This window comes from uncultured Methylibium sp., assembly GCF_902826655.1.
GTDB lineage: Bacteria > Pseudomonadota > Gammaproteobacteria > Burkholderiales > Burkholderiaceae_C > Methylibium.
In genome coordinates this window covers 15,432-27,594 of the sequence record NZ_CADEFR010000044.1, presented here as the reverse complement: position 1 = coordinate 27,594, position 12,163 = coordinate 15,432, and the positions used below count along the sequence as shown (strand labels likewise).

Annotated in this window: 10 protein-coding genes; 4 read left to right on the top strand and 6 right to left on the bottom strand. The window is 70.3% G+C overall.

What is annotated here, in order from left to right; genetic code table 11:
* The coding region (gene clpB / locus QZV97_RS15560) for an ATP-dependent chaperone ClpB (protein WP_295644091.1) at positions 1-2,117 on the top strand (2,117 nt) is incomplete at its 5' end.
* A 26-nt stretch (positions 2,118-2,143) separates the two neighbouring features.
* On the opposite strand, the gene QZV97_RS15555 is transcribed toward clpB, so the two are convergent.
* Complete coding sequence (locus QZV97_RS15555) at positions 2,144-3,445, bottom strand: hypothetical protein (protein WP_295644088.1); 1,302 nt, start codon at positions 3,443-3,445, stop codon at positions 2,144-2,146.
* Positions 3,446-3,642: 197 nt separating this feature from the next.
* On the opposite strand from QZV97_RS15555, the gene nadB reads away from it, so the two are divergent.
* Positions 3,643-5,274, top strand: coding sequence for an L-aspartate oxidase (gene nadB / locus QZV97_RS15550; protein ID WP_295644085.1), 1,632 nt, complete (start codon positions 3,643-3,645; stop codon positions 5,272-5,274).
* A 10-nt stretch (positions 5,275-5,284) separates the two neighbouring features.
* Here nadB and QZV97_RS15545 read toward each other — a convergent pair whose 3' ends face one another.
* From QZV97_RS15545 to QZV97_RS15530, 4 genes are all read right to left on the bottom strand, one after another.
* Positions 5,285-5,566, bottom strand: a complete 282-nt coding sequence (locus tag QZV97_RS15545; RefSeq protein ID WP_295644082.1) for a late competence development ComFB family protein — start codon at positions 5,564-5,566, stop codon at positions 5,285-5,287.
* Positions 5,567-5,631: 65 nt separating this feature from the next.
* Positions 5,632-6,498: a carboxylating nicotinate-nucleotide diphosphorylase gene (nadC, locus tag QZV97_RS15540; protein ID WP_295644079.1), complete on the bottom strand. Its 867-nt coding sequence runs from the start codon at positions 6,496-6,498 to the stop codon at positions 5,632-5,634.
* 4 nt (positions 6,499-6,502) lie between these two features.
* On the bottom strand, positions 6,503-7,618 hold the full coding sequence (gene nadA, locus QZV97_RS15535) for a quinolinate synthase NadA (RefSeq protein WP_295644076.1): 1,116 nt from the start codon (positions 7,616-7,618) through the stop codon (positions 6,503-6,505).
* 15 nt (positions 7,619-7,633) lie between these two features.
* Positions 7,634-8,479 (bottom strand): helix-turn-helix transcriptional regulator, encoded by an 846-nt coding sequence (locus QZV97_RS15530; protein ID WP_295644073.1) that lies wholly within the window; start codon positions 8,477-8,479, stop codon positions 7,634-7,636.
* Positions 8,480-8,543: 64 nt separating this feature from the next.
* Here QZV97_RS15530 and QZV97_RS15525 point away from each other — a divergent pair, with 64 nt between their 5' ends.
* On the top strand, positions 8,544-9,812 hold the full coding sequence (locus tag QZV97_RS15525) for an MFS transporter (RefSeq protein WP_295644070.1): 1,269 nt from the start codon (positions 8,544-8,546) through the stop codon (positions 9,810-9,812).
* A 17-nt stretch (positions 9,813-9,829) separates the two neighbouring features.
* Here the strand turns inward: QZV97_RS15525 and QZV97_RS15520 are convergent, their stop codons facing one another.
* Complete coding sequence (locus QZV97_RS15520; RefSeq protein ID WP_295644067.1) at positions 9,830-10,798, bottom strand: LysR family transcriptional regulator; 969 nt, start codon at positions 10,796-10,798, stop codon at positions 9,830-9,832.
* A gap of 356 nt (positions 10,799-11,154) precedes the next feature.
* Here QZV97_RS15520 and QZV97_RS15515 point away from each other — a divergent pair, with 356 nt between their 5' ends.
* Positions 11,155-12,162 (top strand): metallophosphoesterase, encoded by a 1,008-nt coding sequence (locus tag QZV97_RS15515; RefSeq protein WP_295644065.1) that lies wholly within the window; start codon positions 11,155-11,157, stop codon positions 12,160-12,162.
* Position 12,163: the final 1 nt, after the last annotated feature.

Sequence of the window (12,163 nt, the reverse complement as noted above, 5' to 3'; positions counted from 1 at the left end):
ACACGCTGGACCTGACCGAGCGCGCCCGCCAGGGCAAGCTCGACCCGGTGATCGGTCGCGACGACGAGATCCGCCGCGCGATCCAGGTGCTGCAGCGTCGCACCAAGAACAACCCGGTGCTGATCGGCGAGCCCGGCGTCGGCAAGACCGCCATCGTCGAGGGCCTGGCCCAGCGCATCGTCGCGGGCGAGGTGCCCGAGTCGCTGAAGAACAAGCGCGTGCTGACGCTCGACATGGCCCTGCTGCTGGCCGGCGCCAAGTACCGCGGCGAGTTCGAGGAGCGGCTCAAGAACGTGCTGAAGGAACTGGCGCAGGACGAGGGCCAGACCATCGTCTTCATCGACGAGATCCACACCATGGTCGGCGCCGGCAAGGCCGAAGGCGCGATCGACGCCGGCAACATGCTCAAGCCGGCGCTGGCGCGCGGCGAGCTGCACTGCATCGGCGCGACCACGCTCGACGAGTACCGCAAGTACGTCGAGAAGGACGCCGCGCTCGAGCGCCGCTTCCAGAAGGTGCTGGTCGGCGAGCCGACGGTCGAGGCGACCATCGCCATCCTGCGCGGCCTGCAGGAGAAGTACGAGGTCCACCACGGCGTCGAGATCACCGACCCGGCGATCGTCGCCGCGGCCGAACTCTCGCACCGCTACATCACCGACCGCTTCCTGCCCGACAAGGCCATCGACCTGATCGACGAGGCCGCAGCCAAGGTCAAGATCGAGATCGACTCCAAGCCGGAGGTCATGGACAAGCTCGACCGCCGGCTGATCCAGCTGAAGATCGAGCGCGAGGCGGTGCGCAAGGAGAAGGACGAGGCCTCGCAGAAGCGCTTCGCGCTGATCGAGGAGGACATCGCGCGGCTCGAGCGCGAGGCCGCGGACCTGGACGAGGTCTGGAAGGCCGAGAAGGCCACCGCCCAGGGCTCGGCGCACCTCAAGGAAGACATCGACCGCATCCGCACGCAGATCGAGGAGTTCAAGCGCAAGGGCGACTTCAACAAGGTCGCCGAGCTGCAGTACGGCAAGCTGCCCGAGCTGGAGAAGAAGCTCAAGGATGCGCAGGCCAAGGAGGCCGGGGCCGGTGCCGCCGGCAAGCCGACGCTGCTGCGCACGCTGGTGGGCACCGAAGAGATCGCCGAGGTCGTGGCCCGGGCCACCGGCATTCCGGTCGCCAAGCTGATGCAGGGCGAGCGGCAGAAGCTGCTGCAGATGGAGGACAAGCTGCACGAGCGCGTCGTCGGCCAGGACGAGGCGATCCGCGCGGTGGCCGATGCGATCCGACGCTCACGCGCGGGGCTCTCCGACCCGAACCGGCCGACCGGCAGTTTCCTGTTCCTCGGCCCCACCGGCGTCGGCAAGACCGAGCTGTGCAAGGCGCTGGCGGGCTTCCTGTTCGACAGCGAGGAGCAGCTGATCCGCATCGACATGAGCGAGTTCATGGAGAAGCACTCGGTCGCGCGCCTGATCGGCGCGCCGCCGGGCTATGTCGGCTACGACGAGGGCGGCTACCTGACCGAGGCGGTGCGTCGCAAGCCCTACAGCGTGCTGCTGCTCGACGAGGTCGAGAAGGCGCACCCGGACGTGTTCAACGTGCTGCTCCAGGTGCTGGACGACGGGCGGCTCACCGACGGCCAGGGCCGCACGGTGGACTTCAAGAACACCGTGATCGTGATGACCAGCAACCTCGGCTCGCACCTCATCATGCAGATGGCCGGCCAGCCGGCCGAGGACATCCGCGATGCGGTCTGGGCCGAGCTGAAGCAGCACTTCCGCCCGGAGTTCCTGAACCGCATCGACGAGACCGTGGTCTTCCACGGCCTGGACGCCAAGCACATCGAGGCGATCGCGCAGATCCAGCTGCGGCTGCTGGCGGCGCGACTCGGCAAGCTCGACATCCAGCTCGACGTGTCGGCCGCAGCGCTGGCCGAGCTGGCCAAGGTCGGTTTCGACCCGGTGTTCGGCGCGCGGCCGCTCAAGCGGGCGATCCAGCAGCGCATCGAGAACCCGCTGTCCAGGCTGCTGCTGGAAGGCAGGTTCGCGCCGAAGGACGTGGTGCCGGTGGACGTGGACCCGATCCGCGCGCCGGGCGAGTTCCGGTTCGAGAGGGTCGTGCACTGACGACGCGGGCCGCGGCGGGCCGCGCGTCAGAAGCGCGTCGCGGGCGGCTGTCGGGCGGCTGCGAGCAGCGCGTCGTCGAGGCGGCGCAGTTGCAGCTGCACCAGCGCCAGCGTCACGTGCGGCTTGTCCAGCACGACGTGCAGCGCCATGCCCGGATGGGCTGGCAGCGGGCGCAGCAGCAGGTGGTGCTGGCCCAGCGTGACGGCGGTTTCCGGCACGACGGCGCCCATCCCCATCGCGCGGCTGGCGCCCATCATCGAGGCCAGCATCGCGGCGCCGTGGCGGGCCAGTTCATCCGGGCCGGGTCGGGCGCCGGCATGCCCGACCGGGCGGCCGGTCATGATGTCGAAGGCGCAGGCGCTGACGACGCCGGTCATCTGCCCCAGGTCGTGCAGATAGCGCTCGAGCGGGGCGTCGCGTGGCGGTGCCGGCGTGTTGCCGACCACCGGCATCGGCGTCGGCGAGGCGGCAGCGCTCGGCATCGCGCGCTGGCCCGGCGCCACCGCGGCCGGGGCGGCCGCAGCGGCGGCCGCGTTCGGTGATCCGAGCAGGGGCAGGGCCGACGGACTCACGCCGGGCTTGCTCTGCTGCTGCAGCGTGTTCCAGGCCTGGCACAGCTGGGCCCAGACGTCGGCCGGCCGGCCGACCTGCGGCGTGGGCGTGGCCTCGATCGCGGTGGCCGCGCGGAAGCGGGCGATCTCTCCGGGCAGCGCCACGCCGGCGGCGAGCGGCATGAAAAGCATGCGGCGGCAGGTCCAGCCGCCGCGCAGTGCGGTGTCGCGCCAGGGCTGCAGCGCGCTGGTCAGCGCGTGCGCCGGCAGGTCGCCGACCATCACGACGCCCAGCCGGGCACGACCCAGCAGCACGCGCGCCATGCTCTGGCGGGTGTGGGTGTCGGCGTCGACCTCGGTGCTGTAGAGGCGCACGGCCTTGCCATTGCTGGTCGGGCAGTCGACGAACTCGATGGTCGCCAGCACGGTGCCGGCGCCGTTGCGCCGCACGACCAGCTTCTGCACCACACGCTGGCTGGCCGCGGCGATGCCGGCCAGCAGCTTGCGCGACGCGGCGACGCCCAGATCGCTGACGGCCACGAACTCCGGCTGCAGGTGATCGAACTGCTGGACCATCGCCTCGGCCGGCTCGCAGGCGACGAAGAGCTCGCGCGTGTTGTTGCCGACTGCCCGGCCGATGTCGATGTCGCCGACATCGTCGTCGGCCGGACCGCCGCCGAGGCGCGGCGTGACCTGCGTCTGCACGCGCGTGGATTCCCAGCCTGGAGCGCCGGCCGGCGGGCGGGTGATCACGTTGCGATCGGAGGACTGGCTCATGGGCTGTACAGATCCGGACAGCGAGCGAGGCAGGGACGGCGTGGCGACATGGGCGCACGCTCGGATGGTTTGTCACCAAGTGTAATCCCCGGGGTCGAGCGCAGTCGTCCCTAGGTCCGTCGCCTGTGAGCCCGTCGATAGAATTCGTGGCAGATGTCGCGCCGGTCTGGCGCGATGCGCACGCGACTGTTGCTCCGATGCCGACCCGCCACGCTCCCGCTTCCCCGCCGCCCGTGGTCATCGTCGGCGCCGGCCTGGCCGGCCTGACCGTCGCGCTGCAACTGGCACCTCGCCACCCGGTCATCGTGCTGGCCAAGCGCAACCTCGACGAGGGAGCCACCGCCTGGGCGCAGGGCGGCATCGTCGGCGTGCTGGGCAGCGACGACAGCATCGACAGCCACGTCCGCGACACGCAGGACGCCGGGGCCGGCCTGGTGGCCGAGGACACCGCGCGCTTCATCGCCGAGCGCAGCGCCGAGGCGGTCGAGTGGCTGGTCCAGCGCGGGGTGCCTTTCTCGGGCGATCCCGACGGGCCGCTCGGCCTGCACCTCACGCGCGAGGGCGGCCACGCGGTGCGCCGCATCGCGCACGCGGCCGACGCCACCGGCAAAGCGATCCACCAGGTGCTGCTGGACGAAGTCAAGCGCCACCCGAACATCACGCTGCGCGAGCGATGGATGGCGGTGGACCTGATCACACAGCGCCACCTCAAGGTCGACGGCGCGGCGCCGCGCTGCCACGGCGTCTATGCGCTGGACATCGACCGCCAGCGCGTCGAGACGCTGCCGGCCGCGGCCGTGGTGCTGGCCACCGGCGGCGCCGGCAAGGTCTACCGCTACACCACCAACCCCGACACCTCCACCGGTGACGGCATCGCGATGGCGTATCGCGCCGGCTGTCGTGTCGGGAACATGGAATTCATCCAGTTCCATCCGACCTGCCTGTACCACCCGCAGGAGCGCAGCTTTCTCATCACCGAGGCGCTGCGCGGCGAGGGCGGGCAGCTCAAGTTGCCGGACGGCACCCGCTTCATGGCCGCGCACGACGAGCGTCTCGAGCTCGCGCCGCGCGACATCGTCGCCCGCGCGATCGACTTCGAGATGAAGAAGCACGGCCTCGACCACGTGTGGCTCGACGCCACGCACCTGGGCGAAGCTTTCCTGAAAGAGCACTTCCCGACGATCCACAGCCGCTGCCTGGCCCTGGGCATCGACATCGCCCGCCAGCCGATCCCGGTGGTGCCGGCGGCGCACTACACCTGCGGGGGCGTCGTCACCGACCTCGACGGCCGCTGCGACGTGCCGGGCCTGTACGCGGTCGGCGAGACCACCTACACCGGCCTGCACGGTGCCAACCGGCTGGCCAGCAACTCGCTGCTCGAGTGCGTGGTGCTCGGCAAGACCTGCGCCGAGCACATCCTGTCGCAGGCCGCGGCGCCGTCGTCCGAGTTGCCGCCCTGGGACGAGAGCCAGGTCGAGAACGCCGACGAGCAGGTCGTCATCTCCCACAACTGGGACGAACTGCGGCTGCTCATGTGGAACTACGTCGGCATCGTGCGCACGACCAAGCGGCTGGAGCGCGCGCTGCATCGCATCAAGCTGCTGCGTACCGAGATCGACGACTACTACGCGAACTTCCGCGTCACGCGCGACCTGCTGGAGTTGCGCAATCTCGTCGATTGCGCCGAGCTCATCGTGCGCTCGGCACTCAGCCGTCACGAGAGCCGCGGGCTGCACTACAGCCGCGATTTCCCGGCGACGCTGCCGGTCAGCTTCCCGACGATCCTGACGCGCAAGCCGAAGAGGAAGGCACCGCCCTGGGCGGCCTAGGCGAGACGCTTCAGCGCGCCCTCATGGCCACGCGCGCCTGCACGAACTGGAAGGCGTAGGTCACGGCGTCCTTCAGCGCCTTGTCGGCGGCCGCGCGTTCCTTTTCGCCCTGATAGAAGGCGAAGTCCACGTCGTGGCGGACATAGCGGGGCGGCAGGCGGTTCAGCGCCACGCAGGCCACGTCGGCCAGCGTGTCCCCGTCCAGACCCGGGTGGCCGCCATGGGCCGAGAGCACCGCGTCGAAGACGTGGCGCTCGTAGTAGTTGTGGACGGAGGTGAAGTCGGTGCTCATGGCGGCAGTGTCGGCCCGCCACCGCGGCCGGGAAGCCGCGAAATGAGGGCGGGTCGCCCGGCTTTTCAGCCGAGGACGCGCATCGAGTAGTCGGTCGCCGTGACGTCCTTGGTCAGCCGACCGATCGAGATGCGATCGACGCCGGTGGCGGCGATCTCGCGCACCTGGTCCAGGCCGACGCCACCGGACACTTCGAGCAGCGCGCGGTCGGCCGTGACGGCCACGGCCTCGCGCATCTGCGCGAAGCTGAAGTTGTCGAGCAGCACGCTGGTGGCGCCGTGCGCCAGCGCCTCGCGCAGCTGGTCCAGGCGTTCGACCTCGATCTGGATGTCGACACCGGCCTGCAGCTCGCGCGCCGCCTGCAGGACCTGGGGGATGCCGCCGGCCGCGGCGATGTGGTTCTCCTTGATCAGGATGCCGTGCCACAGCGCCAGCCGCTGGTTCTGGCCGCCGCCGGTGCGCACCGCGTACTTCTGCGCCTGCCGCAGGCCGGGCAGGGTCTTGCGGGTGTCGAGGATGGCGCAGCCGCCGGGACGGGGCGAGGCGCCGGCGATCGCGTCGACGTAGCGCCGCGTCAGCGTGGCCGTGGCCGACAGCAGCTGCAGGAAGTTGAGCGACGGTCGCTCGGCGGCCAGCAGGGCGCGGGCGTCGGACTCGATGTCGCAGACCGGCGTGTCGGCCTGCATGCGCGCACCTTCGGCGTAGCGCCACTCGACGACGGCGTGCCCGTCGAGCGCCTTCACGCAAGCCTCGAACCAGTCGCACCCGCACAGGACGGCGGCCTCGCGCACGACGACGTGCGCCCGCACGCGCCGGCCTGGCGGCACCAGGCGCCCGGTCCAGTCGGCGCGGCCCAGGTCCTCGAACAGCGCGTCGCGCACGTTGCGTTCGCGGGCCTGCTCGAGCGTTTCGTTGAACTCGAAACTCAGCATGGCTTCACGCTGCTCCGATGTTGGGGACGAAGCCTCGCGCCGGCTGGCTGATCGCACCCGGGTTCGCCTTGACGAAGTCCAGCATCCGCTCGATGCAGCCCAACGCCTGCGAGCGCGTCGGCTCCGGCACCGTGATCTCGCCGACGCGCTGCTCCAGGCAGCGGACCAGGCCGGCGAGCCCGTTCATCGCCATCCACGGGCAGTGCGCGCAGCTCTTGCAGGTGGCGCTGTTGCCCGCGGTCGGCGCCTCCATCAGCGTCTTGCCGGGCGCCAGCTGGCGCATGCGGTGCAGGATGCCGTTGTCGGTGGCGACGATGAACTTGTGCCGGTCGCTCCTGACCACCGCGTTCAGCAGCTGCGAGGTCGAGCCGACGACGTCGGCCAGGTCGACCACGCTGCGCGGCGACTCCGGGTGAACCAGCACCAGCGCGTCCGGGTGCTCGCGCTTCATCAGCTCGAGTTCCAGGCCCTTGAACTCGTCGTGCACGATGCACTCGCCGTTCCACATCAGCATGTCGGCGCCGCTGTGGTCGGCGATGTAGCGGCCGAGGTGGCGGTCGGGCGCCCAGAGGATCTTCTTCCCCTGCGCATGCAGGTGCTCGACGATGGCCACCGCGCAGGAGCTGGTCACCATCCAGTCGGCGCGCGCCTTCACCGCGGCGCTGGTGTTGGCGTAGACGACCACGGTGCGGTCCGGGTGCGCGTCGCAGAAGGCCGCGAACTGGTCCGGCGGGCAGCCCAGGTCGAGCGAGCAGGTCGCGTCGAGGTCGGGCATCAGCACCGTCTTCTCGGGCGACAGGATCTTGGCGCTTTCGCCCATGAAGCGCACGCCGGCGACCACCAGGGTCTGCGCGGCATGGTCACGCCCGAAGCGCGCCATCTCCAGCGAGTCGGACACGCAGCCGCCGGTCTCCAGCGCCAGGTCCTGCAGGTCGCCGTCGACGTAGTAGTGCGCGACGAGAACCGCGTTCTTCGCCTTCAGCAGCTCCCGGGCGCGCGCCATCAGGCCGGCACGCCGAGGTGGCGTCAGCAGCTCGGGCGCCTTGGCCCAGGCCTGGGCGGTGGAGCAGGCGCCGCGGGCGTCCTGCCTGGTGAAGTCGTAGAGGATCTGGGTGCTCATGCTCGTTCCATTGTCTTACGCCGACGCGAAGAACTTGGAGGGCGGCGCGCCGACCGAGCGCCGCACCATCGCACTGAAGGCGCTCGGGCTCGTATAGCCCAGCTCGGCGGCGATCTCGCTCATCGGGCGCTTGCGTGCCGCCAGCGTCAACGCGCGCGCCAGCAGCACCTGCTGGCGCCACTGGCCGAAGCTGGTGCCGAGCTCGTCGCGGAACAGCCGCGCGACGGTGCGCTCGCTGGCGCCGATGCCCCGCACCCAGTCGCCCAGCGTGTCGTGGCGGGTCGGCTCGTCGAGGACCGCCTCGCACAGCGTGCGCAGTCGCTTGTCCTGCGGCATCGGCACTCCCAGCGGTACCGGCGCGGCGCGCTTCAGTTCGTCGGCGAGCAGCGGGCCGATCAGCTTCTCGCGCTCGAGCTCGGCGGGCCGCGGTTGCGGGCCGTGGTCTGACGCGGCGGGCAGGGCCAGCATCAGCGCCCGCAGCAGGTCCGATACCTCCAGCACCCGACACAGCTGCCAGCGGCCCTCGACCGGCCCCTTGCGCGCGCCGGGGCCGCAGCAGCCGGGACGCTGGTGCAGGTACAGGGTGCACAGCTCGGCCGACTCGACCACCGTGACCGCATGCTCGACCCCCGGCGGGATCCACAGCGCCCGCGATGGCGGCACGAGGTAGGTGCCGCCCCGCGTCGTCAGCCGCAGCACGCCGGTGGCCGACCAGGCCAGCTGCGCCCAAGGGTGGCTGTGCGGCTCGACCTGGGTGTCGGCGGCAAGCTGGCTGTGCTTGGCGCGCAGCGGCCGCTCGGCGGTCGGTGCGTACAGCTGCGGCGTCTGCGGGCCGACGAGCACGGCGGGTGGTCTTGGCATGATTGCGACAGAAGTTGTCCTGCTATCGTAAGCGCGCCGGAGCGTCCTGATCGATGATCCGGTCATGATCTCCACGACTTCGACCGCGTCGGCCACCGCGCCGGCCGTCCCGCTGGCGCAGGACGCCCGCACCATCACGCTGATCGGCGTTGCGCACGGCACCTCGCACTTCTTCCACATGCTGCTGCCGCCGCTGTTTCCGGCCTTCATCCGGGACTTCGGCCTCAGCTACTCCGAGCTCGGCCTGCTGGTGACGGTGTTCTTCGTCATCTCGGGCATCGGCCAGGCGCTGGCCGGCTTCGTCGTCGACAAGGTCGGCGCGCGCCCGGTGCTGTTCCTGGCGCTGGCCTGCTTCGTCGGCGCGGCGCTGGTGGCCGCCAGCGCGACCGGCTATGCGGGCCTGATGGCGGCGGCCGCACTGGCCGGCCTGGGCAACTCTCCCTTCCATCCGGTCGACTTCACCATCCTCAACAAGCGCGTGTCGCAGCCGCGGCTGGGCCACGCCTTCTCGGTGCACGGCATCACCGGCAACCTGGGCTGGGCGGTCGCGCCGATCTTCCTGGCCGGCATCACGGCGCTGTCGGGCTCGTGGCGCGTGGCCTATCTGGCCGCCGCCGCGTATGCGCTGGCCGTGCTGTTGCTGATGGTCCTGAACCGCGAGGCCATCGACGACCGCTCGGGCACCTGGGCCCACGAGACCCAGGCCGGCGCCAAGGCGCTGGCCGAGGAACATCCGCTCGCCTTCCTGAAGCTGCCCTCGGTGTGGCTGTGCTTCGCGTTCTTCTTCTGGACGACGGCGGCCCTGTCGGCGATCCAGAGCTTCGCCAGTCCGGCGCTGCAGCAGATGTACGGTCTGCCCCTGTCGGTCACGGCCTTCGTCGTCACCGGCTACATGCTGTGCGGTGCGGCCGGCATGGTGGCGGGGGGCTTCCTCGTGTCGCGGGTCGACCGGCTCGAGCGCACCATCGGCTGGGCCATGGCCGCGGCGGCAGCGCTGCTGTTCGTCGCCGGCACCGGCTGGCTGCCGGGCCTGGCGACTGCCGCGGTGGCGGCGCTCGCCGGCTTCGGCACCGGCCTGGCCGGCCCGTCGCGCGACATGCTGATCAAGCGCGCGGCGCCGCCCGGTGCCACCGGTCGCGTCTACGGAACGGTGTACTCGGGCCTGGACATCGGCTTCGCGCTGGCGGCCCCGGCCTTCGGCGCGCTGCTCGACCACGGTCACGCGAACGGCATCTTCCACGGGGCGGCCGCGCTGCTGCTGATGGGCGTGGTGTCGGCTTCGCTGGTGGGCCTGCGCGTGGCGCGCGGGCGGGCCGTGCCGGTCGCGGCCTGACCTGGCGCCTGCGGCGCTCAGCGCCGCGCGCCGGCGGTCAGCCGCTCGACGTTGGCCTCACGCTCCTCGAGGAACTGGTCGATCTTGTACTGCCCGCGCAGGCGCAGGAAGCGCTCGAAGGCCGCGGCGACGTCGGGCAGCGACGGCCCGGGTCGGTGCACGACGAACCACTCGCGCTCGACCAGGTTGCGGGGCATCGGCAGCAACTGCAGCAGACCGGCTTTCATCTCCAGGATGCAGGTGTGCAGCGACAGGTAGGCGGGGCCGAAGCCCGCGATGCACATCTGCTTGATCGCCTCGTTGCTGGACAACTCGGACCCCACGCGCAGGCGCAGGCCGGCTTCCTTGAACAGTCGTGCCAGGGTCGTGCGCGAGCCCGAGCCGCGTTCGCGCACCAGCATGTGCGATTCGGACAGCTTGGCCATCGTGAGCTTGCGTTCGGCCATCAGCGGGTGGTGCGGCGCGGCCATGAAGCCCATCGGGTTCCGGGCGAACCGGGTCGCCGTGGTCTTCAGGGCATCGGGTGGGTTGCCCATCACCGCGACATCGATCTCCTGCCCGTTCAGGCAGCGCACGATCTCCTCGCGATTGGCGATGTGCACCTTGAGATTGACCCGGGGGTTCTCGTTCACGAAGGCCACCAGCAGGGTCGGCAGCCAGTACTCGGACGTCGACACCGCACCCACGCGCAGGGCGCCCGAGAACGCGCCCATCGACGCTGCCATCGCGTCGCCCATTTCGTTCCAGGCCGTGAGCACGCGTTCGGCGTAGCCGTACAAGGCCTCGCCGGCACTGGTGAGCCGCACGCCGCGGCCCGTGCGGGCCAGCAGCGGCGTCCCGACCGCAGCTTCGATCGACGCGATCTGGATCGACACCGCCGACTGCGTGAGGTGCAGTTCCTGGGCCGCCCGCGACACGCTGCCCAGCCCGGCCACCGTGTGGAAGGCGACCAGCTGCTTGAGGGTGGCGAGCCGGGCGAGCTGCATGAAATCGATATTAGTCAGCGCTCATAGCAGCGTCAATTAATTCAATTTCGGTTTCGACAATGCGCTCCCTACACTGATTCGCAGATTGAAGGCTGATGCGCTTGCCTGATTCGGCAAGCGACCGGCGCACTACAAGATCCACAGGAGACCCGGCCCATGCCATGCGCATTGCAGTACGCGCTGTGTGAGGTGAGCCCCCGCCCGGCATCGGGCCGCGTGGTGCCTGTGTCGCTCTTCCCGGGGCGCCCGTGGCGGCGCTCGGCGCCGCGGGCCACGCCGCCCGGTCTGTCGATCTCGTCCTTGCCGCATCCCACCGGGCGCGGCCCCTCCCACATCTCGTAGAAGGAGCCAGCGACATGGCGGATCCGCACGATTCCGATCGAAGGGACTTTCTCGGCCTGGCCGGCAAGGCCGGCCTCACCACGGTGTTCGCGCAGGCGGTCGGGGTCAATCTCGGCATGGTCGACATCGCGCAGGCGAAGTCGGTGACGCCGTTTCGCTTCGCGATCATTGCGGACCCGCACCTGTACAGCCAGAAGGACCATGTCTTCGACAAGCAGCTCGAGGACGCGGTGGCGCAGGTCAACGCGCAGGCCAATCCGCCCGACTTCGTGATGATCATGGGCGACGTGGCGCACCACGGCGAGCTCGACCAGCTGCAGAAGGGCAAGCGCATCCTCGCCAAGCTCAAGGCGCCGATCCGGTCGATCCCCGGCGAGCACGACTGGTACCTCGACATGGGCGCCGGCTGGAAAGCCAACTTCGGCGACGAGTTCTGGTCCTTCGATCACAAGGGCGTGCACTTCATCGGCCTCAATTCCATCCTCGTGCCGGACTTCTGGACCAAGGCCGGCCTCACGCCCGAACAGCGTCGCGACTGGTTCATGCCGCTCAACAGCCCGGTGCCCGGCGTGTGGGGCACCGACCAGCGGCAACGCGACTGGCTGCGCAAGGACGTGGCGAAGCTGCCCGCATCGACGCCGATCGTGATCTTCACGCACTCGCCGCTGTGGGACTACTACCCGCGCTGGAACTTCCAGGTCAGCGACTCCAAGGAGATCCGCGCGATCCTCTCCAAGTTCAGCAACGTGATGGCCTTCCACGGCCACGTGCACCACACGGTCTACAACAAGATCGGCAACCTCACGTCGATCGGCACGATGAGCACCTCGTGGCCCTGGCCGTATCCGCCGATCAAGCTGCCCTACCCGCAGTACCAGCAGTACCGCGCCGATCCGGCCAACACCGCCGACGGCATGGGCACCGCCTCGGTGGCCATCGGCAGTTCGGGCGGCGCGACGATGCAGTACGAGCCGTTTGCCGATTCGCTGCCCGAGCGCCTGCTCGCCGGCTTCAAGATCTGAG

Bases quoted from the DNA above. Each gene is read 5' to 3' on its own strand.
- nadB (WP_295644085.1), top strand. From the start codon at position 3,643: ATGCCGACCCGCCACGCTCCCGCTTCCCCGCCGCCCGTGGTCATCGTC.
- QZV97_RS15545 (WP_295644082.1), bottom strand. From the start codon at position 5,566: ATGAGCACCGACTTCACCTCCGTCCACAACTACTACGAGCGCCACGTC.
- QZV97_RS15520 (WP_295644067.1), bottom strand. From the start codon at position 10,798: ATGCAGCTCGCCCGGCTCGCCACCCTCAAGCAGCTGGTCGCCTTCCAC.
- nadA (WP_295644076.1), bottom strand. From the start codon at position 7,618: ATGAGCACCCAGATCCTCTACGACTTCACCAGGCAGGACGCCCGCGGC.
- QZV97_RS15525 (WP_295644070.1), top strand. From the start codon at position 8,544: ATGATCTCCACGACTTCGACCGCGTCGGCCACCGCGCCGGCCGTCCCG.
- QZV97_RS15555 (WP_295644088.1), bottom strand. From the start codon at position 3,445: ATGAGCCAGTCCTCCGATCGCAACGTGATCACCCGCCCGCCGGCCGGC.
- nadC (WP_295644079.1), bottom strand. From the start codon at position 6,498: ATGCTGAGTTTCGAGTTCAACGAAACGCTCGAGCAGGCCCGCGAACGC.
- QZV97_RS15530 (WP_295644073.1), bottom strand. From the start codon at position 8,479: ATGCCAAGACCACCCGCCGTGCTCGTCGGCCCGCAGACGCCGCAGCTG.
- QZV97_RS15515 (WP_295644065.1), top strand. From the start codon at position 11,155: ATGGCGGATCCGCACGATTCCGATCGAAGGGACTTTCTCGGCCTGGCC.